21 protein-coding genes are annotated in these 23,252 nt (G+C 66.2%); 13 read left to right on the plus strand and 8 right to left on the minus strand.

From position 1 onward, the window contains the following. Nucleotides 1-98: 98 nt before the first annotated feature. Both LN450_RS22145 and LN450_RS22150 read right to left on the minus strand, forming a co-directional pair. Entirely contained in the window at nucleotides 99-1,058 is a 960-nt protein-coding gene (locus LN450_RS22145; protein ID WP_011346018.1) for a PDR/VanB family oxidoreductase, read from the minus strand. Between the two features lie 17 nt (nucleotides 1,059-1,075). Next, nucleotides 1,076-2,128 carry an aromatic ring-hydroxylating oxygenase subunit alpha gene (locus tag LN450_RS22150; RefSeq protein WP_011346019.1) on the minus strand — a complete coding sequence of 351 codons (1,053 nt, stop codon included), beginning with the start codon at nucleotides 2,126-2,128 and terminating at the stop codon, nucleotides 1,076-1,078. A 125-nt stretch (nucleotides 2,129-2,253) separates the two neighbouring features. Between LN450_RS22150 and LN450_RS22155 the strand changes: the two genes are divergently transcribed. Then, nucleotides 2,254-3,171: a LysR family transcriptional regulator gene (locus LN450_RS22155; protein WP_008575625.1), complete on the plus strand. Its 918-nt coding sequence runs from the start codon at nucleotides 2,254-2,256 to the stop codon at nucleotides 3,169-3,171. 210 nt (nucleotides 3,172-3,381) lie between these two features. Beyond that, complete coding sequence (locus tag LN450_RS22160) at nucleotides 3,382-4,194, plus strand: TatD family hydrolase (protein WP_039418871.1); 813 nt, start codon at nucleotides 3,382-3,384, stop codon at nucleotides 4,192-4,194. A gap of 117 nt (nucleotides 4,195-4,311) precedes the next feature. Here LN450_RS22160 and LN450_RS22165 read toward each other — a convergent pair whose 3' ends face one another. Beyond that, a complete protein-coding gene (locus LN450_RS22165) occupies nucleotides 4,312-4,980 on the minus strand; it encodes a VOC family protein (RefSeq protein WP_031420745.1) in 669 nt (222 codons plus the stop codon). 333 nt (nucleotides 4,981-5,313) lie between these two features. Between LN450_RS22165 and LN450_RS22170 the strand changes: the two genes are divergently transcribed. Continuing rightward, the gene (locus LN450_RS22170) at nucleotides 5,314-6,192 is read left to right on the plus strand and encodes a hypothetical protein (protein WP_039418869.1); all 879 of its coding nucleotides are present in this window, start codon (nucleotides 5,314-5,316) and stop codon (nucleotides 6,190-6,192) included. A gap of 286 nt (nucleotides 6,193-6,478) precedes the next feature. Here LN450_RS22170 and LN450_RS22175 read toward each other — a convergent pair whose 3' ends face one another. Then, nucleotides 6,479-7,366 (minus strand): LysR family transcriptional regulator, encoded by an 888-nt coding sequence (locus LN450_RS22175; protein WP_011346023.1) that lies wholly within the window; start codon nucleotides 7,364-7,366, stop codon nucleotides 6,479-6,481. Nucleotides 7,367-7,460: 94 nt separating this feature from the next. Here LN450_RS22175 and LN450_RS22180 point away from each other — a divergent pair, with 94 nt between their 5' ends. After that, on the plus strand, nucleotides 7,461-8,741 hold the full coding sequence (locus tag LN450_RS22180) for an MFS transporter (RefSeq protein WP_011346024.1): 1,281 nt from the start codon (nucleotides 7,461-7,463) through the stop codon (nucleotides 8,739-8,741). A gap of 19 nt (nucleotides 8,742-8,760) precedes the next feature. Here LN450_RS22180 and LN450_RS22185 read toward each other — a convergent pair whose 3' ends face one another. Next, nucleotides 8,761-9,189 (minus strand): MerR family transcriptional regulator, encoded by a 429-nt coding sequence (locus tag LN450_RS22185; protein WP_039418867.1) that lies wholly within the window; start codon nucleotides 9,187-9,189, stop codon nucleotides 8,761-8,763. 89 nt (nucleotides 9,190-9,278) lie between these two features. Between LN450_RS22185 and LN450_RS22190 the strand changes: the two genes are divergently transcribed. Continuing rightward, nucleotides 9,279-10,199, plus strand: coding sequence for an alpha/beta fold hydrolase (locus LN450_RS22190; protein WP_011346026.1), 921 nt, complete (start codon nucleotides 9,279-9,281; stop codon nucleotides 10,197-10,199). Here the strand turns inward: LN450_RS22190 and LN450_RS22195 are convergent. Beyond that, on the minus strand, nucleotides 10,193-10,339 hold the full coding sequence (locus LN450_RS22195; protein ID WP_155004375.1) for a hypothetical protein: 147 nt from the start codon (nucleotides 10,337-10,339) through the stop codon (nucleotides 10,193-10,195). The genes LN450_RS22190 and LN450_RS22195 overlap by 7 nt on opposite strands. 138 nt (nucleotides 10,340-10,477) lie before the next feature. Between LN450_RS22195 and LN450_RS22200 the strand changes: the two genes are divergently transcribed. The 5 genes from LN450_RS22200 (at nucleotide 10,478) to purU (ending at nucleotide 15,147) form a co-directional block, all read left to right on the plus strand. After that, complete coding sequence (locus LN450_RS22200; RefSeq protein ID WP_011346027.1) at nucleotides 10,478-11,359, plus strand: NAD-dependent protein deacetylase; 882 nt, start codon at nucleotides 10,478-10,480, stop codon at nucleotides 11,357-11,359. A gap of 59 nt (nucleotides 11,360-11,418) precedes the next feature. Then, nucleotides 11,419-12,537, plus strand: a complete 1,119-nt coding sequence (locus LN450_RS22205; protein ID WP_011346028.1) for an NADH:flavin oxidoreductase/NADH oxidase — start codon at nucleotides 11,419-11,421, stop codon at nucleotides 12,535-12,537. 34 nt (nucleotides 12,538-12,571) lie between these two features. Continuing rightward, complete coding sequence (locus LN450_RS22210) at nucleotides 12,572-13,450, plus strand: NAD(P)-dependent oxidoreductase (RefSeq protein ID WP_011346029.1); 879 nt, start codon at nucleotides 12,572-12,574, stop codon at nucleotides 13,448-13,450. Nucleotides 13,451-13,663: 213 nt separating this feature from the next. After that, complete coding sequence (locus LN450_RS22215; RefSeq protein WP_008574877.1) at nucleotides 13,664-14,056, plus strand: XVIPCD domain-containing protein; 393 nt, start codon at nucleotides 13,664-13,666, stop codon at nucleotides 14,054-14,056. A gap of 239 nt (nucleotides 14,057-14,295) precedes the next feature. After that, entirely contained in the window at nucleotides 14,296-15,147 is an 852-nt protein-coding gene (gene purU, locus LN450_RS22220; protein WP_008574879.1) for a formyltetrahydrofolate deformylase, read from the plus strand. A 114-nt stretch (nucleotides 15,148-15,261) separates the two neighbouring features. Here purU and LN450_RS22225 read toward each other — a convergent pair whose 3' ends face one another. Next, on the minus strand, nucleotides 15,262-15,945 hold the full coding sequence (locus tag LN450_RS22225) for a response regulator (protein ID WP_008574880.1): 684 nt from the start codon (nucleotides 15,943-15,945) through the stop codon (nucleotides 15,262-15,264). Beyond that, on the minus strand, nucleotides 15,942-17,321 hold the full coding sequence (baeS, locus tag LN450_RS22230) for a sensor histidine kinase efflux regulator BaeS (RefSeq protein WP_011346030.1): 1,380 nt from the start codon (nucleotides 17,319-17,321) through the stop codon (nucleotides 15,942-15,944). Before baeS ends, LN450_RS22225 begins: the two co-directional genes overlap by 4 nt. Nucleotides 17,322-17,481: 160 nt before the next feature. On the opposite strand from baeS, the gene LN450_RS22235 reads away from it, so the two are divergent. Genes LN450_RS22235 through LN450_RS22245 form a run of 3 tightly spaced genes read left to right on the plus strand, consistent with a single transcriptional unit; the run spans nucleotide 17,482 to nucleotide 23,240 of the window. After that, nucleotides 17,482-18,705 carry an efflux RND transporter periplasmic adaptor subunit gene (locus LN450_RS22235; protein WP_011346031.1) on the plus strand — a complete coding sequence of 408 codons (1,224 nt, stop codon included), beginning with the start codon at nucleotides 17,482-17,484 and terminating at the stop codon, nucleotides 18,703-18,705. Between the two features lie 9 nt (nucleotides 18,706-18,714). After that, entirely contained in the window at nucleotides 18,715-21,792 is a 3,078-nt protein-coding gene (locus tag LN450_RS22240) for an efflux RND transporter permease subunit (RefSeq protein WP_011346032.1), read from the plus strand. Then, nucleotides 21,792-23,240, plus strand: coding sequence for an efflux transporter outer membrane subunit (locus tag LN450_RS22245; protein WP_041855014.1), 1,449 nt, complete (start codon nucleotides 21,792-21,794; stop codon nucleotides 23,238-23,240). Before LN450_RS22240 ends, LN450_RS22245 begins: the two co-directional genes overlap by 1 nt. Nucleotides 23,241-23,252 lie beyond the last annotated feature (12 nt).

Here is a 23,252-nt window from a genome sequence, read left to right on the forward strand (position 1 = left end):
GCGATGGCGCGCTGTGTCGCCTGCCATCGTGAAGGGCAAGCGAGGCGTCAGGCTGCGCGAGGTGAATGACAACCGCAATGGCGCCGCGACGACCGAGCTTAAAGATCCAGCACCAACCGTGGCGAGCGGCTGCGCGAACAGCACACGGTGATCTGCCGGTTGGCGGCGCGTTCGGCGTCGCTGAGCACGCTGTCGCGGTGATCTGGCGTGCCAGCCAGCACGCCGGTCAGACAGGCGCCGCACATGCCTTGTTCGCACGACAGCGGCACCTCGATACCGGCATCGCGCAGGGCGCTGGCGATGCTGCAATCGGCCGGCACCTGCACCACGCGGCCGCTGGCAGCCAGTTCCACCTCGAACGCGCTGTCGGCATCGTGGGCGAGGCTGGGCGCGGCGGCGGCGAAGTGTTCGCGATGCAGTTGCGCCGCCGTCCAGCCATGCGCCTTTGCCAGCACGGTGAAGTGGTCCATGAACGCCGCCGGCCCGCACAGATACAGCTGGTCGCGCGCACGTGCCTGGCGCAGTTCCTCGGGCACATGCACGCGTGGACTCTGCCCGCCATCGCTCAGGTGCAGGTACACCTGCCCATGCGTAAAGCCTTGTTGCAGCCGCTGCGAAAACGCCACATCCGCATGCCGGCGCGCGTAATAGTGCAGCACGAAGGCCTCGCCGCGCGCTTCCAGCGCCTCGGCCATCGACAGCAGCGGGGTGATGCCGATGCCGGCCGCCAGCAGCACATGGCGCTCGCCGGGGTGCAGCGGAAACAGATTGCGCGGTGTGGAGATGCGCAGGCGGTCGCCGGTTGCGAGCTGTTCGCACAGATGCCGTGAGCCGCCACGAGAGGCGTCTGCCAGCTTGACGCACAGCAGATAGTGGTCGCGCACATGCGGCGCGCTGGCGATCGAATACTGGCGAACCAAGCCATCCGGCAGATGCAGGTCGACATGCGCGCCGGCCTCGAAGGCCGGCAATTGCGCGCCCACCGGTTCCAGCCGGATCGCGCGCTGGCGGTGACCCTGATCGACGACCTCGGCAACGCGCACTTCATGCAGGCTCATGCGGGTGTCCTCGGCCGTCAGCGCAGGAAGAAGTCGCTATAGCCCTGGCTGCGCAGCCCGCGGCGATAGGCGATGGAACTGCGATCGGCGGGAATGTGCACTTCCAGCAGCGGGTCCAGCGGCAAATACTCCGGCCGCTGCGCTTCCACCATGGCGCGGTCTTCTTCGAACACGCGCAGGTTGAAGGCGTGCACGTCTTCCACCGGCAGATGGGTGTCGAAATTGCGCGCGATCGGCACCAGCAGCCGGGTGGCGTGCTTGGACACCGGGCTGGCGGCATTCATGATCACCAACCGCTTGCCCGGTACCGGGAAGTGGATGGTGAGCGTGGCGGTGAAGGGCAGATGCACTTCGAAGTGGCGTAGCCACTGGAAGTCCGGCGCCACGTCGGGCAGCGGCATGTCCACCGAATAGTTGGCCACGGTGCTCAGGTAATCGGCGTTGAAGCCGGTCGGCGTTTCGGTGGTGGTGTAGGCCGGCACTTCGCGCTTGTCCGGCTGTGCGAACGTGGCGGTGTGCACGAAGGCGAAATGCGCCACGTCGATGAATCCTTCCAGCTGCCGCGCGGCGCTGCCGCCGATGTCGAAGGCCGGGCAGACGATCTGCTGGAAGCCGTCTTCGTCCCAGCCCGGCATCGGTGGAATCTGGATGTCCGCATCGCTCACCCCGGCCGGCTTGGCCAGGCACACCCAGATCAGCCCGTAGCGTTCGGCCACCGCATAGGTGTGCAGACGCATCCTGGCCGGGATGTTCTGGCTGGGACTGGCCGGGATATGGTTGCAACGCCCGCCCGCGCCGAAGCGCAGCCCGTGGTAGGCGCACACCACGCCGCCGCCATCGGCCGTGCCCATGCTCAGCGGCACGCCGCGGTGCGGGCACACATCACGCGCGGCCACCAACTCGCTGCCCAGCCGGTACAGCACCAGCGGCTCGTCCAGCAGGGTGGCCTTGAATGGCGCTTCGCTCACCTCGCTGCTCAGCGCCACCGCATGCCAGTGCCGGGCCAGGCGCTGCCAATCGGCGGCCTCGAAGGTGCAGTGCAGCGGCAGGGCGGGGACGGCGACATCCATGGGCGGTCTCTGGCGTGGGGCGGGAGCGGTGCCGGATTGACTCTAGGAAGCCGGGGGTGTGTGATCAAACATCGATTTTCAGCCCAGCCATTGCAAAAAATGCAACGCCAACCGAGCCCCGCCGCATGCTGACCTTTTCGCGCTTTACCCGGTATTTCATCGAAGTGGCCCGCTGCGGCAGCATCCGCAAGGCCTCCGAGGTGTTGCACGTGTCGGCGTCGGCGATCGACCGGCAGATCCTCAAGGCCGAAGAAGAACTGGGCGCCCAGCTGTTCGAACGCCTGCCCGGCCGGCTGCGGCTGACCGCTGCCGGCGAGCTGTTGCTGGTGGACGTGCGCGGCTGGGAGAAGGCCTACGCACGCACCCTGGAGCGCTTCGACGAGCTCAAGGGCCTGCGCCGGGGGCATGTGGAGATCGCCATGATCGACGCGCTCAGCGAAGGCGTGGTGCCCGCGGCGGTGGCCGCGCTGGTGCAGGAGTACCCGGGCATCACCTTCAACCTGTCCACCGCGCGCAACCAGCGGGTGATGGAAATGGTGACCTCGGCCGATGTGGATATCGGCCTGCTGCTGGACCCGGTCAGCAGCGTGGACCTGGAGGTGCGCGCGTTTGCGGACATTCCGCTCGGCATTGCGATGCCGGTGGGGCACCCGTTGAGCACCCGTACCGAGCTGCAGCTGAGCGAGACGCTGGAGCACCGTCTGTTGCTGCCGGCCGCCCCGTTGATCGTCGGCGAGCACGCCAAGGTGCTGTACCAGCGCCAGCACATCGATGTGAAGCGGCTCACCCACTGCAACGACGTGCGCACCCTGCGCGGCCTGGTGCGTGCCGGCGCCGGCGTGGGGCTGATGTCGTGGCTGGACGCCGCCCCGGACGTGGCCGACGGGCGCCTGGCCTTCGTGCCGTTTCGTCAGCACCTGACCAAACCGATGACGCTGGCGCTGTGCGTGGCCCCGCAGCGGCAGCTCTCGCGTTCGGCGCAGCTGGCGATCCAGGCGCTGGCGGCAAAGATCGATGCGATGGCGGTGCCGGCGGTGGGGTGAGTGTGTCGCGCAGGTGGCACTCATCCCTGCCCTTGTCACACAGGGGGAAGGATCGCGCGTTCGTGCAGGCTCGTGGCTGAGGCACCGCTGACCGCATGCAGATCCCGTTACGGATGTTCTTTCCCCCGCCTGCCGGAGCAGGCGCCCGCAGGGCGGATGAGCAACCTCACCCAGTACAATCACCCCTGTTCTTTCAGGCGACACCGCAGCATGCAATTGATCGATATCGGCGCCAACCTCACCCATGACGCGTTCGATCACGATCGCGATGCGGTGCTGCAACGCGCACGCGATGCCGGGGTGGCGCAGCTGGTGATTACCGGCGCCAGCCGCGAGCATTCGCCGCTGGCCCTGCAACTGGCGCAGCAACACCCCGGATTTCTCTACGCCACCGCCGGCGTGCATCCGCATCACGCAATGGAATTCACTGCCGAATGCGAAGCGGAAATGCGCACCCTGCAGGCGCATCCGCAGGTGGTGGCAGTGGGCGAGTGTGGGCTGGATTACTTCCGCGATTTTGCGCCGCGCCCTGCGCAGCACAAGGCCTTCGAACGCCAGCTGCAGTTGGCCGCCGACAACGGCAAGCCGCTGTTCCTGCACCAGCGCGATGCGCATGAGGATTTCATCGCCATCATGCGCAGCTTCGAAGGCCGCCTGGGTGCGGCGGTGGTGCACTGCTTCACCGGCACGCGCGACGAACTGTTCGCGTATCTGGACCGCGACTACTACATCGGCATCACCGGATGGCTGTGCGATGAGCGCCGCGGTGCGCACCTGCGCGAGCTAGTGCGCAACATTCCGGCCAACCGGTTGATGATCGAAACCGATGCGCCGTACCTGCTGCCGCGCACGCTCAAGCCGATGCCCAAGGACCGCCGCAACGAGCCGATGTTCCTGTCGCATATCGTCCAAGAGCTGGCGCGCGATCGTGGCGAAGATGTCGCGGTGACCGCCGCCAACAGCACGGCCGCGGCGCGTGCGTTCTTCCGCTTGCCGGAGCCTGCCAGCGCCACGAGCGGCTGACAGCATCTCGCAATCGTGCCGCAATGGCGCGCTGTTACCGCAGTGCACCGTGCCGCATGCCGCACCGAGCCGGCCGTACCTGCCGGCGGTGAGCGCAGTGCTGCTGCGCGCGGAAGTTTACGCGGCCAGCAATTCCCACCCCTGCGCATCGCGCAGGTGCAGGCCGGGTTCTGGCGCGTCCACGCTGATGCGCAGGCCGTCAGCCCAGGGCAGTTGCCGTTGTTGCGGAAACCACCGCCGGCGCTGGTCGACCACGATCAACAGGCCGTGGTCATCGCCCAAGGCCGCAAAGCCCTCCAGCGGCGGGGCGAACGGTTGCAGGCCGAAGTGATGCGCCAGGCTGCGTGTCACCACCTCGACATTGTTGCTAGGCAGGCCGATTTCGCTCAGGCACAGCAGTTCTTCGCCGCCGAACTGGCCGTCACCGACCGGTGCATCCTGCAAGGCATTGCGCGCGATCAACTCCAGCACTGCGCCATCGGGCCCGGCGAAGTACACCGAGTGCGACTGCCACACGCCGTCCAGGGCGAAATGCTCGCGACCGTGTGCATCGCTCAGCAAGGTGGCGCGTGCGCCAATCCACTGCGCAGCGGCTTGGAAGCGCGACGGGGCCACGTTGAAGGCCAGATGCACGCTGCCCACCGGCCGCTGCGCCTGCACGCACTCCAGTGTGCTCCAGCCGATGCGCACCGCGTTGCCATGGATGGGCAACTGCAGTACATCGCGGTAGAAGCGCAGGGTCAGGTCGGGGTCCAGGCAGGGCAGTACCAGATGACGCAGATGCATGGCGGCAATGTCGTTGGAAAACCGGCATTGAACGACCTCAAGCGCAGTCGAGGTCAAGCGTTTCCACTCTGCGCGTCGTAACCGGTGGTGAGTAAGTGCCGGCCGGCGGGCTGACCTGGCTGAGTTTTGCCTGCAATTGCTGGCATCGATCGATTTCAATGGTCACAGCCACTCGTTAGTTGCCCGACAGTTCGCTGCTTCGCAGGCCGGGCCTTCGCATACGCAAGCGGGATTTCCATCGGCGTGGACGCGGCGTGCGCATCATTGCCTATGCTTTAGAAAAGCATGGGAGATGTACAAATGGGAAACTGCCTGCGCATACCATCTGCAAACATGGCGCCCGCGTTGCCGGAGCATGGCACCGCCGAAGCGTCCACCAGCAACCCCATGCCGCATGCAGGAAACATGACGGCTGGGCCGCAGGAGCACACTGCCGTCGAGGGTTGCGCCGGACGCCAGATTGCCGATATGTGGCTGTCATCCCTGGAGCGACCGGCCCGCAGACCCTCCGGGAGTAGGAGCCAACCCACCGCCCAGTCGCGCCCCCAATCGAAGTTGGAGAAGTTGACCGAGCAACGCCAATCGATGCTACAGCGCGCGATCATTCTGGAAGACCAGTGGCGGAGTCTTCAGGAACGCTGCGCGAGAACAAGTGTCGGCGGCCGGCAAGCATTCAATCTCGATATTCTCAAGGGAATCATTGACCGGGACAAACAGGCGTTGGAGCGCATGGGCGGTGAAGGTAGCTATATCGCTGAGCGCCACCTTCACCGAATCGAACGCACACTGCAGGATTTTGAGAAAAAAATCAGCAATCAAAAAAAACTGCAATCGCATCTTGCAAAAGCGAACGATTTCCTGGCCCGGCTGAAGCTGCTGAAAGACGAGCTCTCAAGCCGAGGCGAAAACAAGGACATCTTGAATGATATCGATTTAAATATAAAAGATTTGGAAGGCATCTTGAATGAACTGACGAGGATTGAAGCCAATGGTGCCGGCATCCAATACGACGGCTGCCGTGGAGGTGCCATCGCGTACTTCGATAGTGTCACTATATCGCTTGAAGCGATGCTTCGAAGTCAGGATTCGGGCTATTTTGACTATATGCGACCCGCGCTAGCCAATGTCCTACAGGATGGTTACTCACCAAGCAGGCGGAAGGCGGTAAGCGATGCTGGGATGCGCGGTGGCGCCAGCGATGGCATTTCTTGAAGAGCGAGCCCGCAGAGTCTCAATGGTCTCCATAGGACGGCGATTGGTCTTCCAAAGCGCAGCCACGCAACGTCTGCCTCGGTGTTCCCTGCGCGAGTAACAACCTGGCACTGCCCAGACGTCGATGATCTGGGAAACGATGGGTTGCTACTCGAACGATGTCTGCAGTGAGCGCCGGCCCCTCGCGGTCGGTGCATGCGGTCGGCAATGATCAGGGCCCAGGGTCAACATCGTTCCAACGGCATCAAGCAGGAACGTCGCTGTATCGTAGGTCGTGTGGCCAGCGCTAGATCAACTTGGCCAGCGCCCACAAATGCCGCACCAACGGTGTGGTTTCCAGTCCACCCGGCGCGGCGGCCAGGGCCAGTCGCGCCAGCGGCATATGGCCTTCGATATCCAGATAGCGCACGCCGGGCCGCTGCAGCTGCGCGGTGGAGGCGGGCACCACCGAAACGCCCAGCTCGGCGGCCACCAGATTGATGATGGACGACATCTGTGGCGCTTCCTGGGTGATGCGCAAGGTCACGCCGGAGTCGCGGCAGGCGGCGAGGATTTCGTCGTACAGGCTCGAGCCGAAACTGCGCGGGAACAGGATGAAGGGTTCCCCGGCCAGGGCCGCCAACGGCGCGCTGTTGCGCGTGGCCAGGGGGTGCGCGGCGGGGACGGCGATCTTCATCGGCTCGTCGGCAAAGCGCAGCAATTCCAGATCCGGTGGCGTGTTCAGCCCATAGCGCACGAACGCCGCATCCAGACGGCCATCGGCCAGCCCGACCAGCAGGCTGGCGGTATTGGTTTCTTCCAGCAGCAACTCCACCTGCGGCCACTTGCGGCGGAAGTCGCGAATCAGGCGCGGCACCACCGGGCTGAAGGCGGCAGAGGCGGTGAAGCCCAGGCGCAACCGTCCGGATTCGCCACGCGCCACCCGGCGTGCGGTTTCGGCGGCGCGTTCCACATCGGCAAGCACGCGCCGCACCTCGCCCACAAACGCCTCGCCAGCCGGAGTGAGCTCGGCGCCGCTGTGGGTGCGCCGAAACAACGGTGTGCCCAGCTCGCGTTCCAGGGTCTGGATCTGCTGGCTGAGCGGCGGTTGGCCAATGCCCACGCGCGCGGCGGCGCGGGTGAAATTGCCTTCTTCGGCAACCGCGAGGAAATAGCGCAGGTGACGCAGCTCCATCCATCTGTTCCAGATATGCCAACTGCCAGCATCATATATTGGACAGGGGGGCGGCAGGCGAATACTCCCCTTCCCACGTCACACGTGCACTGCCGTGTCTTCCTCCGATCATCGCCCGGGTTTGCTGCCTGACCCACCCACCCGTTCCAACCCAGACACCGACGCACCTGCAGCGGTACGCATTCGCCTGGCGCTGTTTCTGGCCGGCTTTGCGACCTTTTCGCTGCTGTACAGCGTGCAGCCGCTGTTGCCGGAATTTGCGCGTGCCTTCAAGGTGGACCCAGCGACCGCCTCGCTGCCGTTGTCGCTGGCGACCGGTGCGCTGGCGCTGGCGATTTTTGGTGCTGGCGCAGTGTCGGAAAACCTGGGCCGGCGCGGATTGATGTTCGTGTCGATCGCATTGGCGGCAGGACTCAATCTGATTGCTGCGTTCCTGCCGCACTGGGGCGCGCTGGTGGTGGTGCGTACCTTGTCCGGCATCGCGCTGGGCGGGGTGCCGGCGGTGGCGATGGTGTACCTGGGCGAAGAATTGCCGGCCAACAAGATGGGGGCGGCCACCGGCCTGTACGTGGCCGGCAATGCCTTTGGCGGCATGAGCGGGCGCATCGTGATGAGCGTGCTGACCGACCACACCGATTGGCGCACCGCACTGGCGGTGTTGAGCGTGTTCGACCTGCTGTGCGCGCTGGCGTTCTTCTGGTTGCTGCCGCCGTCGCGCAATTTCGTGCGCCGGCACGGCATCAACCTGCGCTTCCATCTGCGCGCCTGGGCCGGGCACCTGCGCGATCGCAATCTGCCGTTTCTGTTCGCGCTGCCGTTCCTGTTGATGGGTGTGTTTGTGTGCCTGTACAACTACGCCGGCTTTCGCCTGGGCGGGCCGGAATTCGGCCTGAGCCAGAGCCAGATCGGGATGATCTTCAGCGCCTATGTGTTCGGCATCGTCAGTTCCTCGGTGGCCGGTGCGGCATCGGACCGGTTCGGGCGCGGGCCAGTGGTCACGATCGGCATCGTGCTGTGCGGGCTCGGCGTGGCGCTGACCCTGGCGCACGTGCTGGCGTTGGTGGTGGCCGGCATCGTGGTGGTGACGATCGGGTTCTTCATCGCGCATTCGGCCGCCAGCGCATGGGTGAGCCGGCTCGGTGGTGCGCATCGCAGCCATGCCGCGTCGCTGTATCTGCTGGCGTATTACGCCGGCTCCAGCGTGATCGGCGCGCTCGGCGGCTGGTTCTGGCAACACGGCGGCTGGGCCGCGTTGGTCGGCATGTGCCTGACATTGTTGATGCTGGCGCTTGCGTCGGCATACGTGCTGCGCCAACGTGCCGACGATGCACGCCCCTATGGCCGGTTTGCCCCGCATCCTGCGCGGGGCGAGTGATGCAGCGCGCCCGACGCTTCTAGCGCGCCCGCTTGCGCCGTGTGGCTTGCGCGGCTGAAGACGTGGCGGCCGTTGCATCCCCGGCTGCCTGCGCCAAGGTTGCCAACAGATGCGCACGCCGCCGCTCCAGATCGGCCAGCTGGCGCTCGATCAGCTGCAGGCGCGCGCGATGCGCCTGCGCGGTTTCCGGGCACATCTGCGCGCCTTCCACCAGGCGCATGCACTCAGGAAAGCCGACAATCTCATCCAGGTTGAAACCTGTTGCAATCAGGCGCTGTATCTGGCGCACCTGTGCAATGCATGCGTGAGGAAAGACCCGGTAGCCGTTGGCGCTGCGCGAGGATGTCAGCAACCCGTGCGCATCGTAATGACGGATCGAACGCACGCTGGCGCCGGTCTGTTGCGCCAGCGCACCAATGCGCAGCAAGGGTTCGGAGCAAGCGGCCATGCGCCAAGCATACGCTGCGCGCACGGCTTGACCCTCACATTGGTGTGAGGCTGCACGATCACGGCTCTCATTCGTCTGGAGCTCACCCGATGTCCGTTCGCCTGTTGCCCGGCAGCCGCATGCTGCCGCTGCGCTACCTGTTGGCGTGTGCGTTGTTGATATGCTCGATGTGGGCGACAGCCAGCCCGGGCGCCATTGCGGCCGCACGCAGCTATACCGTCACCGCACCCGATGGCGTGCGCCTGGCGGTGCAGGAGCACGGCGCCACCGATGGCCCGGCCATCGTCTTCGTGCATGGCCTGCTCGGGAGTCGCATCAATTGGGATGCACAACTGGCCGATGTGCGCCTGCAGCGGTATCGGCTGATTACGTACGATTTGCGCGGGCATGGCGCTTCCGGCAGGCCGGCTGCCGCATCGGCGTATCAAGAGGGCATGCGTTGGGCCGACGACCTGGCTGCCGTGTTGAAGGCCGCAAACGCGCGCCAGGCGGTCCTGGTGGGCTGGTCCCTGGGCGGCGCGGTGATCAGCAACTACCTGAGCCGATATGGCGATACCGGGCTTGCCGGCGTGGTGTACGTCGACGGTGTGATCGAACTGCGCGCAGAGCAGTTGGGCGCGCATCCGGCGGTCTATCGCGATCTGGTTTCGCCCGATCTGCGTACGCATCTGCAGGCGGTGCAGGATTTCCTGCGGCTGTGCTTTGCCACCCAACCGGCGGTGCCGGTGTTCGAGACCTTGCTGGCCAACGCATCGCTGGCCTCGTGGGACATGCAGCGTGCCGTGCAAGGCATGTCGATCGATGTCGGCGGCCTGCAGCGCACGCGCCTGCCGGTGCTGCTGATGTACGGCGCGCGCGATGCCCTGGTCGCCACCGAGCCGACCGTGGCGCGTGCGCGCCAGCTGCAGCCGCGCGCGCAGACCGTGCTGTATCCGGATGCCGGGCATGCGCCGTTCCTGGAGGACAGTGCGCGTTTCAATCAGGATCTGCTGCGCTTTGTCGATCACTGAACGCGCCGCGCATTGAGCGCCGGCAGCCACGACATGCCCCACTGCGGACGGCTCGAAACCACCTGCGCGGCCATGGCGTGATGCTGTACCGTCTGCGTGCCTGCATCCAGGGCGGCGCGTTGCGCGTATTCGGTGTACATCTTCACTCGTCGACGACGGTGTGATGTGCACAGCTATGCGCGAACAAGCGCGCCGGTCTGGCGGCCGACACGGCGCCGCGGCGGGCCGGGCACGTGGCGCTGGCGCAACGTGCTCCCATGGCTTTCCGGAACTACCACATGACCGTTGTCCCCGCCCACGACGACCACCCGCTGCAGGACTTCATCGCGCGCCATCGGCGCCTGTTCGTGCTCACCGGTGCCGGCTGCAGCACCGATTCGGGCATTCCCGATTACCGGGACCTGCAAGGCGGCTGGAAGCGTCCACAGCCGGTGACGTTCCAGGCGTTCATGGGCGAGCTGTCCACGCGGCAGCGCTATTGGGCGCGTAGCCTGGTCGGCTGGCCGCGCTTCGGCCTGGCACAACCCAATGCCACCCATCACGCGCTCGCTGCGCTGGAAGCGCGCGGCCAGTTGGAAGTGCTGCTCACCCAGAACGTGGACCGCCTGCATCAGGCCGCTGGCAGCCAGGCGGTGATCGATCTGCATGGCCGGCTCGATGTGGTGCGCTGCATGGGCTGCGAGCGCCGCATGCCACGCAGCGAATTTCAACTGTTGCTTGAGCAGGCCAATCCGGGCTGGGCAGCGCTTGAGGCCGCGCAGGCGCCCGATGGCGACGCCGATCTGGACGATGTGGCCTTCGAGCATTTCGTGGTGCCGCCGTGCCCGGTGTGCGGTGGCGTGCTCAAGCCGGATGTGGTGTTCTTCGGCGAGAACGTGCCGCGCGAGCGGGTGGAGCGCGCCTTTGCGCATCTGCACGCTGCCGATGCAGTGCTGGTGGTGGGTTCGTCGTTGATGGTGTACTCGGGCTTTCGCTTCGTGCAGACCGCCGCGCGCAACGGCTTGCCGATCGCCGCGCTCAACTTCGGGCGCACGCGTGCGGACGCGCTGCTGACGTTGAAGGTGGAGCAGTCGTGTGCGCAGGCGCTGGCGTTCCTGCACGGGCCGACGGACCTGCCGCGTGTACGTAGCGTCAATGACGCCGGTGCGCGCTCTGCATGACGCAGTGATCCATCGCAGCGGTTGTGCCGGCGCGCGCGGCGCAGTGCAATAAGCACCCCATGTCAGCTGTGGATGCCGCCTTGAGCCAGTTGTTCTCCCCCATCACCTTCGGTCCGCTCGCGCTCGCCAACCGGATTGTCATTGCGCCGATGTGCCAGTACTCGGCACAGGACGGCCGCGCCAGCGATTGGCACCGCATCCACCTGGGCACCTTGTCGCAATCGGGCGCCGGCTTGCTGATTCTCGAAGCGGCGGCGGTGGTGCCGGAAGGGCGCATCAGTTACGCCGATCTTGGTTTGTACGACGATGCGACCGAGCAGGCCCTGGCCGAGGTGTTGCAATCGGTACGACGCTGGTCGCCGATGCCGATCGGCATCCAGCTGGCGCACGCCGGCCGCAAGGCGTCGACCGATCTGCCGTGGAAAGGCGGCGAGGCCATCGCACCCGATCATGCGCATGGCTGGCAGACCGTGTCTGCATCGGCGCTGCCGTTCCGGCAGGGACAGCCGGTGCCGCAGGCATTGGACGAGGCGGGGATCGATGCCGTGGTGGACGCCTTTGTCGCATCGGCAAAACGTGCCGAACGGCTGGGCCTGGAGTTGATCGAACTGCACGCCGCACATGGTTATCTGATGCATCAGTTCCTGTCGCCGCTGAGCAACCAGCGCAGCGATGCGTATGGCGGGTCGCTGGAAAACCGCATGCGGCTGACGCTACGCATCTTCGATGCGGTGCGTGCGGCAGTGTCCGAAAAAATCGCCGTTGGCGTGCGCATCTCGGCCACCGATTGGGTCCAAGGCGGTTGGGATGTGCAGCAGAGCATTGCCTTGTCGCAGGCGCTGGATGCACGCGGCGCGCATTACATCCACGTCTCCAGCGGCGGGCTTGATCCACGCCAGCAGATTCCGTTGCAGGCGGGCTATCAGATTCCGTTCGCGCAGGAGATTCGCGCGCAGGTGAACACGCCGGTGATTGGCGTAGGCTTGATCACCGAGCCGGCGCAGGCCGAGGCGATTTTGCAGGAAGGCCAGGCCGACGCGATCGCGCTGGCGCGTGGCATCCTGTACGACCCACGCTGGCCGTGGCATGCCGCCGCGGCACTGGGCGCATCGGTCACGCCGGCACCGCAATACCTGCGTTGCGAACCGCGCGATGCGCGGGGCGTGTTCGCCAACTGACTTCACCTGACGTCATACCGAACAAGGACACCGCATGCCGATAGGATTTCTGGGCTTGGGCACGATGGGCCTGCCGATGGCGCACAACCTGCTGCGTGGCGGGTTCGCGTTGAGCGTGTGGAACCGTTCGCCCGAACGCGCCCAGCCGCTGCACGACGCTGGCGCCACGGTGGTGGAGCAACCGCACGATACCGCGCACGGCCCGCTGCTGTTTTCGATGCTGGCCGACGACGATGCAGTGCGCCAGACCCTGCTGGAGCGTGGCGTACTGGACGCGCTGCCGGCGGGCAGCGTGCACGTCAACATGGCCACCATTTCGGTGGCGCTGGCACACGAGTTGACCGCGCTGCATGCCGAACGCGGTGTGGCCTACGTGGCCGCGCCGGTGCTTGGGCGTGTGGATGTAGCCGAAGTCGGCAAGCTCAATATCCTGGCCGCCGGCGATGAAGCGGCCGTGGCTCGGGTGCAGCCGATGTTCGATGCGCTGGGGCAGAAGACCTGGTACATCGGTCGCGCACCGGAGCAGGCCAATGCAGTGAAGCTGGCCGCCAACTTCTGCCTGGCCAGCGCCATCGGCGCCATGGCCGAAGCCAGTGCGCTGGCACGCGGTCACGGTGTGGATGCCACGCAATTTCTGGGCATGCTCACCAGCACCTTGTTCGCCGCGCCCGCCTACCAGGGCTATGGCCGGCTGATCATGCAGCGCCAATACCTGCCGGCGGGCTTCACCGCCACGCTGGGCCGCAAGGATGTGGACCTGGCCATCCAGGCCGGCGCCGACAAGCAGGTGCCGATGCCGTTGGGCGAACTGCTGCGCGCAGGGCTGGACGAGGCCATTGCGCATGGCGACGGCAACGCAGACTGGGCGGTCCTGGCGGACGTCTCGGCGCGGCGGGCAGGGCAGGTGGCCTGATCACCTTGCGCAACGCGGATTGAGCCCTGTGCAAGGCACTTGGCTTCATGCCACGACGGCCCACCGCTTGCTCACCCAAACATGCAGCGGACCTTCTAAAATGCCGGCTCGTTACAGCCGCCGCTCCAGGGAGGATGCGATGCGACACCTGCAGATCACGCTCGGCTTGGCCGCGCGCGCGCCGCGCGCACGGGCTTGCGCCGGTGGCACGCGATGACCGACGCACCGGTCATCCACCAGGGCCCGGTGGGCCCCGACCATCCCGAGCACCCGGACCACTACCTGTTCGCACAGATCCGCGAAGCGGTCAGCGTGCTGGACGCCGAGTTAGGCAAGCCCGTGGACCAGGCAAGCGAGCGCATGGCCGCGCGCCTGCTGCCGCTGGCCAAGCAGCATGGCTTCGACCAGGTGGACTACGTGGTGCTCAGCCGCCATCTGGGCGAAGTCGGCGAGAACGTGTTCCTGGTGCGTGGCGAGCTGTCCGACCCCGCGCATCTGCGTGCACACATCACCACGCAGGAAGCCATGGAAACATCGGTGGACGCATCGCTTGCGCAGCTGGAGGAGATCAACCGGCGGCTGATGCTGCGTTTGCCGCCGCGCTGAGTGCCGATGCCGGACGTGCGTGGCGGTGCCGCGCATCCGGCATCGGTGCATGCATGGCCCTGCCGGGCGACACGTGATGTTGGCTGCACGTCATCTTGCAGTACGAGCGCAACGCCGCCACGGTCAGAGCGTCAAACATCGGCTGGACGGCACGCCGGTTTTTGCACCCGTTCGCACTGCAAAAGTTACCGACGCAAGCACTGCGTCGGTGATGTCGCGCATTGGCTATCATTGCGCCGATGCGCTCCGACTACATCCTCACCCTGTCCTGTCCCGACCGCACCGGTATCGTCTATCGCGTGACCGGGCTGCTGTTCGACCTGGCCTGCAACATCCTCGACGCACAGCAATTCGGCGACGACGAAAGCGGGCGATTCTTTCTGCGCGTGCATTTCCACAAACCGGCAAAGACCGACATTGCCGCGCTGGAGCAGCGCTTTGCCGTGCTGGCTGATCAATTCCAGATGACATGGCAACTGCATGACGCACGCCGCCGCGCGCGTCTGCTGGTGCTGGTGAGCAAGCAGGGCCATTGCCTCAACGACCTGTTGTTCCGCATGCACAGCCGGCAATTGCCGGTGGACATCGCTGCGGTGGTCTCCAACCACACCGACTTCGCGCCGTTGGCAGCCTCCTACGGCATCGCCTTCCACCATCTGCCCGTGAGCGCCGACACGCGCGCCGCGCAGGAAGCGCAGCTGCTCGCCCTGGTCGATGATCTGCAGATCGATCTGGTGGTGCTGGCGCGCTACATGCAGATCCTGTCGCCGCAGCTGTGCCGGGCACTGGCCGGGCGCGCGATCAATATCCATCACAGTTTCCTGCCCAGTTTCAAGGGCGCGCAGCCGTATCACCAGGCGCACGCGCGCGGGGTCAAGATCATCGGCGCCACCGCGCACTACGTCACCGAAGATCTGGACGAAGGCCCGATCATCGAGCAGGACGTCGCCCGCGTGGACCACGCCATGACCCCGCGCGACCTGATCCGCCTGGGCAGCGACACCGAATCGCTGGTGCTGGCGCGCGCAGTACGCCGCCACGTCGAACACCGCATCGTGCTCAATGGACATCGCACGGTGGTGTTTCGTTGAGGCGGGGAGTCGGGATTCGGGATTGGGGATTCGCGAAAGCGGCTTGACCGATTGCGTTTCAGCCATGGCGCTATCGCTCTTGCCAATCCCGAATCCCGAATCCCCAATCCCGAATCACGGCTCGAAGCGATACCCCGCGCCATAGACGGAGCGGACCCAGTCCTCGCCGCCGGCGTCGGCGAGCTTGCGGCGTAGATTCTTGACGTGGCTGTCGACAGTGCGGTCGGTGACGATGCGGTGGTCGGCGTAGAGCCGGCCCATCAGTTGCTCGCGCGAGTACACCCGCCCCGGGGCGGCGGCGAGGGTGCGCAGCAGGCGGAACTCGACCTGGGTCAGGTCCAGGGCGCGGCCGTCCACGCTGGCGCGACAGGCATCCTCGTCGATATGCAGGCCCGGTGCCGGTGCGCCGTGGGGGTCGTGGCGATGACGGCGCAACACTGCCTGGACACGCGCCACCACTTCGCGCGGGCTGAACGGCTTGCAGATGTAGTCGTCCGCGCCGATCTCCAGGCCCAGCAGGCGGTCGATTTCCTCCACGCGTGCGGTGACCATGATGACCGGCACCGCGCTTTCCTTGCGCAGGTCGCGGCAGATGTCCAGGCCGCCACGGTTGGGCAGCATCAGGTCCAGCAACACCAGGTCCGGCTGCTGCGCGCGGAATGCGCCCAACGCTTGCGCGCCATCGGCGATCCAGTCGTGCGAATAGCCGGCCGCGTGCAGGTACTCGCCCAACACCGCGGCCAGGCGCGGTTCGTCCTCGACGATCAGCACATGCCCGATCGGGGACGCGCTGCTCATGCGGCCAGCGCCGGCAAGCGCAGCACCATGCGCAGCCCGCCCAGTGCGGAAGCCTCGGCGTGGATCGAGCCGCCGTGTGCCTCGGCGATGTTGCGGCAGATCGCCAGGCCCAGGCCGCCGCCGCCGCTGGCACGATTGCGTGAGGCCTCGGTGCGGTAGAAGCGTTCGAACAACCGCGCGCGCTTGTCTGCATCCACGCCTGGCGCGCTGTCTTCGACCACCAGCTCCAGCACCGCGCCGCGGCGCACGCAGCGCACCTGCACCGTGCCACCGGCGTCGGTGTAGCGCAGCGTGTTTTCCAGCAGGTTGCCCAGCAGTTGCTGCAGACGGCGCTCGTCGCCGTCCAGCTGCAGCGGGCCGGCATCGATCTGCGCCTGCACCTGCAGCTGCGCGGCGGCAAAGCGCGCGTGCAAGCCGTCCAGCACGGTTGCCAGGATGACCGCCAGATCGACGGGAGCGCGCCGATACGCCAGCGCACCGACATCGGTCAGCGACACGTCGTACAGGTCCTCGATCAGCTTGCCCAACTGGCCGACCTGCTGGTGCAGCGACCCCAGCGAGATGGGTGTCATCGGCCGGATGCCGTCCTGCAGTGCTTCCAGTTCGGCGCGCAGGACCGCCAGCGGCGTGCGCAGCTCGTGCGAGATGTCGGCCATGAAGTCGCGCCGCGCGCGTTCGTTGTGCTCCAACGCTTGCGCCAGCAGGTTGAAATCGCGCGCCAGCTGGCCCAGTTCGTCGCGCGCCGCGGCGTCGATGCGGGTGGCGTAGTCGCCCGCAGCGAGCAGGTGGGTGGCCTGGGTCAGGCCACGCAGGCGCCGCAGCAAGGTGCGCGACAACAGCCAGCCGAGCAGCGCGGCGACCAGCAGGCAGGCGCCGCCGATCGCCCACCACGCGCGTTGCTGGGCGGCGTAGAAGCGCGCGTCCGCCGCTGCCAGCGCCTTCTGGAACGGCAGCATCGCCATCCAGCCGACGGTGCGGCCGCCAACCACCACCGGGCGCAGGATGTCGTGGCGGCCGACATCCGGATTGCCAATCACCGGCGTGTAGTCCTGGTCGAGCAGCGCGAAGCGAAACACCGCGCCGGTCTGGTCGGAAATCGGCGGTGCCTCGCGCGGCGGGCCGGGGCCACGCTCCGGGCGCATCAGGACGAACCAGGCATCGGGATTGTCGCGCACGAACTCCCAGCTGCCGTGCCGCGCGTATTCGGCCCTGACCCGCGGCAAGGTCTCTTGCATGCGCTCCACGCCCTGTTCGTTGAGGTAGTCCAGGAACTGGCGTTTGACGAAGGCCTGCACCGCGATGCCGTTGATCAGCAGCACTGCCACGCACGCGGCGAGGATGGCGAGAAACAGCTTGGCGGTGATACCCAGTTTCATCGAAGAGGTGATGCGAAGCGCGGTAACCGCAGCTGCTGCGTATTAGCCGGGTCGGGCCAGGGGAAATCAAGCGAATCGACGCCGCGGCCGGCAATCTCCAAATTTGCTGCACATTCGCGCCGTAGCGTGGCCACATTCGGATAAACCGTGAGTTCGTCGCATGTTGCCCGTCGCTACCCATCGTTTTCGCACTGCGTCCGTGCGCTTGCTGCTGCTCGCCGCCGCGACCACGCTCATGGCCGCGTGTTCTTCCAGGCAGCCGCCGCAGATGCCGCAGACGCAGGTCGGCGTGCAGACCTTGAAGGTGCAGCGGCTGGCCGTGGACCAGACCTTGTCCGGTCGCACCGTGGCCTACGTCACCTCGGACGTGCGCCCGCAGGTCGGCGGCATTTTGCGCAAGCGGCTGTTCACCGAAGGCCAGGACGTCCAGGCCGGGCAGGTGCTGTATGAAATCGATCCGGCCAGTTACCAGGCCGCGTACGACACGGCCAAGGGCGATCTGGCGCAAGCCGAGGCGGCGGTGTTGTCGGCCAGGCCCAAGGCGCAGCGCTACCAGACCCTGGTCGGGCTGGATGCGGTCAGCAAGCAGGACGGCGACGATGCGTTGGCCACGCTGCGCTCGAACCAGGCGGCGGTGGTCGCGGCCAAGGCGTCGTTGCAGACCGCGCGCATCAATCTCGACTACACCCGCATCACCGCGCCGGTGTCCGGCCGCATCGGCACCTCCAGCTACACGCCGGGCGCGCTGGTCAGTGCCGGCCAGAGCGAGGTGCTGGCCACCATCAACCAACTGGACCCGATCTATGTGGACGTCACCCAGTCCAGCGTCCAGCTGCTGCAGTTGCGCCGCCAGCTCGACGCCGGCCAGCTCAAGGCAGTGGATGGCAAGGCCGAGGTGACGCTGCAACTGGAGGACGGCAGCACCTACGCACAGAGCGGCACGTTGGAGGTGGTGGATGCCGCGGTCGATACCGCCACCGGCACGGTGAAGCTGCGCGCGGTGGTGCCCAATCCCGAGCGCGTGTTGCTGCCGGGCATGTATGTCACCGCGAAGCTCTCGATGGCCGTGGACGAGCAGGCCATCCTGGTGCCGCAGCAGGCGATCAGCCGCAACAGCAAGGGCCAGGCGGTGGCGATGGTGGTCGGCAGCGACAACAAGGTCGCGCAGCGGGTGCTGACCACCGGCGATGCGATCGGCGACAAGTGGGTGGTGCGCCAGGGATTGAAGGCTGGCGACAAGGTCATCGTGCAGGGCCTGCAGAAGGCGTCGGTCGGCGCCGAGGTCAGGGCAGTGGAAGTGAGCCAGACCGCTGCGGCCGACTCGGCCGCCAACGCGTCGCCATCCACGCAGGGCACCGCCGCGGCGGCGCCCAAGGCCGACTGAGGAACCGCCATGGCCCGCTTCTTCATCGACCGTCCCATCTTCGCCTGGGTCATCGCCATCGTGATCACCCTGGCCGGCGCGCTCTCGATCCTGTCATTGCCGCTGGAGCAGTATCCCAACATCGCCCCGCCGACGATCAACGTCAGCGCCACCTACACCGGTGCCTCGGCGCAGACCGTGCAGAACTCGGTCACGCAGATCCTCGAGCAGCAGATGACCGGGTTGGACCATCTGCTGTACATGTCTTCCAGCAGCAGCTCCGCCGGTACCGCCTCGATCACCCTGACCTTCGACTCCGGCACCGACCCGGACACCGCCCAGGTGCAGGTGCAGAACAAGGTGTCGCAAGGCGAGTCGATGCTGCCGGAGGCGGTGCAGAGCAATGGCGTGACCGTCACCAAGTCCACCGGCAGCAGCATGTTCATGGTGCTGGCCTTCACCTCCGAAGACGGCAGCATGGACAGCACCGACATCGGCGACTACATGGTGTCCACGCTGCAGGACCCGATCAGCCGGCTCAACGGTGTCGGCGGGGTCAACGTGTTCGGCTCCGAATACTCGATGCGGGTGTGGCTGGATCCGGACAAGCTGCGCACCTATGCGCTGATGCCCGCGGACGTGAGCAACGCGATTTCGGCGCAGAACGCCGACGTCTCCTCCGGCGCGCTGGGCGCGTTGCCGGCGGTGCAGGGTCAGCAGCTCAACGCCACGGTCACCTCGCGCAGCAAGCTCAAGACCCCGGCGCAATTCGAGGCGATCGTGCTGAAGTCGCAGCCCGGCGGCGCCACCGTGTATCTGCGCGACGTGGCGCGGGTGGAGCTGGGTTCCAAGTCGTATGCATCCAGTTCCAAGTACAACGGCAAGTCAGCCTCGGGCATGGGACTGGAGCTGGCGACCGGCGCCAATGCGCTGGATGCGGCCAAGGCGGTGGAAGACAAGCTCGAACAGCTCAAGCCGTACTTCCCCACCGGGCTGAAGTACGAGATCGCCTACGACACCACGCCGTTCGTGCGCATTTCCATCGAGGAAGTGGTCAAGACCCTGCTCGAGGCGATCGCGCTGGTGGTGCTGGTGATCTACCTGTTCCTGCAGAACTGGCGCGCCACGCTGGTGCCGGTGATCGCGGTGCCGGTGGTGCTGTTGGGCACCTTCGGCGTGCTCGCCTTGCTCGGCTATTCGATCAATACGCTGACCATGTTCGCGATGGTGCTGGCGATCGGCCTGCTGGTCGATGACGCCATCGTGGTGGTGGAGAATGTCGAGCGCCTGATGAGCGAGCAAGGCATGTCGCCGCGGCAGGCCACCCACACCTCGATGGGGCAGATCTCCGGCGCGCTGGTGGGCATCGCCCTGGTGCTGACCGCGGTGTTCCTGCCGATGGCGTTCTTCGGCGGCGCCACTGGCGAGATCTACCGCCAGTTCTCGGTGACCATCGCCGCGGCAATGCTGCTGTCGCTGCTGGTGGCGCTGACCCTGAGCCCGGCGTTGTGCGCCAGCCTGCTCAAGCCGATCGCGCGCGGCGGACACGTCTCGCGCCAGGGCATGCTCGGGCGCTTCTTCGGCCGGTTCAACGCCCGCTTCGACCGCAGCGCCGAGGGTTACGGCCGCGGCGTGGGCACGTTGATCGGCCATCGCAAACTCGGCGGGCTGGTCTACCTGGCGCTGCTGGTGGTGATGGCGCTGTTGTTCTGGCGCCTGCCCAGTTCGTTCCTGCCCGACGAAGACCAGGGCATGCTGATGGTGATGTTCACCACACCGGCCGGCGCCACGCAGCAGCGCACGCAGCAGTCGATCGATCAGGCCACCGACTTCATCCTCAAGCAACCGGAAGTGGCGGGGATGATGACCATCTCCGGCTTCAGCTTTGCCGGCAGCAGCCAGAACTCGGGCATGGGTTTCATCAAGCTCAAGGATTGGGCGCAGCGCGATGCGCCTGCGCAGGAGATCGCCAACCGCATCACCGGCGCGATGATGGGCGCGCTGCCCGATGCGCAGGTGTTCGCACTGTCGCCGCCGGCGATCAACGGCCTGGGTACCAGTTCCGGTTTCACCCTGCAGTTGCAGGACGTGGCCGGCAAGGGCCACGACGCGCTGGTCACCGCCAGGCAGCAACTGCTGCAACTGGCCAACGCCGACAAGGCTGGCGCGCTCGGCCTGGATGCGGCGGACATCAACACCACGCTGGCCACGGTGATGGGCGGCAGCTACGTCAACGATTTCCTCAACAACAACCGGGTCAAGCGCGTGTACGTGCAGGGCGAGCCGAGCGCGCGCATGCTGCCTGCCGACATCGGCCGCTGGTACGTGCGCAACAGCAGTTCGGAGATGGTGCCGTTCTCGGCGTTTTCCAGCAGCGCGTGGGCGTATGCGCCGCAGGTGCTGAGCCGCTTCAACGGCGTGGAGTCGATGGAGATCACCGGCAGCGCTGCCAGTGGCATCAGTTCCGGCGAAGCGATGAACGGCATCGCCGGGCTGGTGGGCAAGATCGGCAAGGACGTGGGTTACGCCTGGTCGGGCATGTCCTACCAGGAGCAGGCTGCCGGCGCGCAGACCTGGATGCTGTACGCGGTGTCGCTGGTATTCGTGTTCCTGTGCCTGGCCGCCCTCTACGAAAGCTGGTCGATCCCGATCTCGGTGATGCTGGCGGTGCCGGTGGGCATCGTCGGCGCACTGCTGGCAACGTGGCTGCGCGGGCTCTCCAACGACATCTATTTCCAGGTCGGCCTGCTGGCGACGATGGGCCTGGCGGCCAAGAACGGCATCCTGATCGTGGAGTTCGCCAAGGAACTGGAAGAAAAGGGCCAGCCGCTGATCGAAGCGACCTTGCATGCCGCGCGCATGCGCTTGCGCCCGATCGTGATGACCTCGCTGGCGTTCCTGCTCGGCGTGCTGCCGATGGTGGTCAGCAGCGGCGCCGGCTCCGGTGGACGCCATTCGCTGGGCACCGGCGTGCTCGGTGGCACGCTGGTCTCTACGCTGCTGGGCATCTTCTTCGTGCCGTTGTTCTACGTGATGGTGCGCAGCGTGTTTCCGGACAAGGCGTCTGATCACGCGACAGCCGCTGAGACGTCCGAGGTGGCTCCATGATGCGCTTCAGCTTTGCAAGTGTGGCAGCGGCCTGCGCCATCGCCTTGAGTGGTTGCGTCAGCATGGCACCGCATTACGCGCGCCCGGATGCGCCGGTGCCCGGGGTGATCGGCGACACCGGCAGCACCGGCAACGCAGGCACCGGCATGCCGAATGCAGCCGCTGTGGATTGGCGGCAGGTGGTGACCGATGCGCGTCTGCAGCAGGTGGTCGCGCTGGCGTTGGACAACAACCGCGACCTGCGCGTGGCAGTGCTCAATATCGAGCAGGCACGCGCGCCGTACCGCATCCAACGTGCGCGCCTGTTTCCCGCCGTCGATGCCACCGTCTCGCATACCGCGCAGCGCGCTGCGGCAGCGACCAGTTTCACCGGCGCCCCGCAGATCATCCGCAGCGCCAGCGGCGAGGTGGGCATCAGCAGCTGGGAGCTTGACCTGTTCGGCCGCATCCGCAGCCTCAAGAACCAGGCCCTGGAAACCTATCTTGCCAGCGAGCAAACCCAGCGCAGCACGCGTCTGAGTCTGGTCGCTGAAGTGGCCAACGACTGGTTGACCGTTGCCGCCGATCAGCAGCGCCTGGCGCTCGCGCAGCAGACCCTGGACAGCCAACGCAAGACCTTGCGTCTGACCGAGCTGCAGCACGACAACGGCATCGCCTCCGGTCTGTATCTGGCGCAGATCCAGACCAGTGTGGAAAGCGCGCGCGCTGATGTGGCCAACTACACCACCCAGCTGGCGCAGTCGCGCAACGCCTTGAATCTGGTCGTGGGCACGCCGGTGCCGGCTGCGTTGTTGCCTGCCAGCGATGCGATCGAGACGGGCGTGGCGCTTGCGCCGTTGCCTGCCCAGCTGGAATCGCGGGTGTTGTTGCAGCGCCCGGACGTGCTGTCGGCCGAGCACACGCTCAAGGCCGCCAATGCAGATATCGGCGCGGCACGTGCGGCCTTCTTCCCCACCATTTCGTTGACCGCCAATGCCGGGCGCGGCAGCGATGCGTTATCCAGCCTGTTCGATGGCGACCATACATGGTCGTTCTCGCCCAGCGTGAGCTTGCCGATCTTCCGTGCCGGCGCGTTGAAGGCCGAACTGGATGTGGCCACGCTGGAAAAGGACATCACCATTGCGCAGTACGAATTGGCGATCCAGACCGCCTTCAGTGAAGTGGCCGATGCACTGGCCGAACGCACGCAGCTCGAAGAACGCATGCATGCGCAGCAGGCGATGGTGGACGCCGCACAACGCAGCTTCAGTCTGTCGGATGCGCGCTATCGCCATGGCGTGGACAGTTATCTGGTGACGCTGGATGCGCAGCGCACGCTCTACAGCGCGCAACAGACATTGATCAGCTTGCGGCTGACCGAGGCGAGCAATCGGGTGACCTTGTACAAGGTACTCGGCGGTGGCGCCGATGCGCAGAGCGGCGCGTCTGTGGCGGGTGCGGCGCGTTAGCGTATTGCCCGC

The organism is Xanthomonas euvesicatoria pv. euvesicatoria, from assembly GCF_020880415.1.
GTDB lineage: Bacteria > Pseudomonadota > Gammaproteobacteria > Xanthomonadales > Xanthomonadaceae > Xanthomonas > Xanthomonas euvesicatoria.

What these genes read in the sequence shown, in the direction of transcription:
- LN450_RS22145 (WP_011346018.1), bottom strand. Translation starts at nt 1,058, where the DNA reads ATGAGCCTGCATGAAGTGCGCGTTGCCGAGGTCGTCGATCAGGGTCAC.
- LN450_RS22150 (WP_011346019.1), bottom strand. Translation starts at nt 2,128, where the DNA reads ATGGATGTCGCCGTCCCCGCCCTGCCGCTGCACTGCACCTTCGAGGCC.
- LN450_RS22155 (WP_008575625.1), top strand. Translation starts at nt 2,254, where the DNA reads ATGCTGACCTTTTCGCGCTTTACCCGGTATTTCATCGAAGTGGCCCGC.
- LN450_RS22160 (WP_039418871.1), top strand. Translation starts at nt 3,382, where the DNA reads ATGCAATTGATCGATATCGGCGCCAACCTCACCCATGACGCGTTCGAT.
- LN450_RS22165 (WP_031420745.1), bottom strand. Translation starts at nt 4,980, where the DNA reads ATGCATCTGCGTCATCTGGTACTGCCCTGCCTGGACCCCGACCTGACC.
- LN450_RS22170 (WP_039418869.1), top strand. Translation starts at nt 5,314, where the DNA reads ATGGCGCCCGCGTTGCCGGAGCATGGCACCGCCGAAGCGTCCACCAGC.
- LN450_RS22175 (WP_011346023.1), bottom strand. Translation starts at nt 7,366, where the DNA reads ATGGAGCTGCGTCACCTGCGCTATTTCCTCGCGGTTGCCGAAGAAGGC.
- LN450_RS22185 (WP_039418867.1), bottom strand. Translation starts at nt 9,189, where the DNA reads ATGGCCGCTTGCTCCGAACCCTTGCTGCGCATTGGTGCGCTGGCGCAA.
- LN450_RS22190 (WP_011346026.1), top strand. Translation starts at nt 9,279, where the DNA reads ATGTCCGTTCGCCTGTTGCCCGGCAGCCGCATGCTGCCGCTGCGCTAC.
- LN450_RS22195 (WP_155004375.1), bottom strand. Translation starts at nt 10,339, where the DNA reads ATGTACACCGAATACGCGCAACGCGCCGCCCTGGATGCAGGCACGCAG.
- LN450_RS22200 (WP_011346027.1), top strand. Translation starts at nt 10,478, where the DNA reads ATGACCGTTGTCCCCGCCCACGACGACCACCCGCTGCAGGACTTCATC.
- LN450_RS22205 (WP_011346028.1), top strand. Translation starts at nt 11,419, where the DNA reads ATGTCAGCTGTGGATGCCGCCTTGAGCCAGTTGTTCTCCCCCATCACC.
- LN450_RS22210 (WP_011346029.1), top strand. Translation starts at nt 12,572, where the DNA reads ATGCCGATAGGATTTCTGGGCTTGGGCACGATGGGCCTGCCGATGGCG.
- LN450_RS22215 (WP_008574877.1), top strand. Translation starts at nt 13,664, where the DNA reads ATGACCGACGCACCGGTCATCCACCAGGGCCCGGTGGGCCCCGACCAT.
- purU (WP_008574879.1), top strand. Translation starts at nt 14,296, where the DNA reads ATGCGCTCCGACTACATCCTCACCCTGTCCTGTCCCGACCGCACCGGT.
- LN450_RS22225 (WP_008574880.1), bottom strand. Translation starts at nt 15,945, where the DNA reads ATGAGCAGCGCGTCCCCGATCGGGCATGTGCTGATCGTCGAGGACGAA.
- baeS (WP_011346030.1), bottom strand. Translation starts at nt 17,321, where the DNA reads ATGAAACTGGGTATCACCGCCAAGCTGTTTCTCGCCATCCTCGCCGCG.
- LN450_RS22235 (WP_011346031.1), top strand. Translation starts at nt 17,482, where the DNA reads ATGTTGCCCGTCGCTACCCATCGTTTTCGCACTGCGTCCGTGCGCTTG.
- LN450_RS22240 (WP_011346032.1), top strand. Translation starts at nt 18,715, where the DNA reads ATGGCCCGCTTCTTCATCGACCGTCCCATCTTCGCCTGGGTCATCGCC.
- LN450_RS22245 (WP_041855014.1), top strand. Translation starts at nt 21,792, where the DNA reads ATGCGCTTCAGCTTTGCAAGTGTGGCAGCGGCCTGCGCCATCGCCTTG.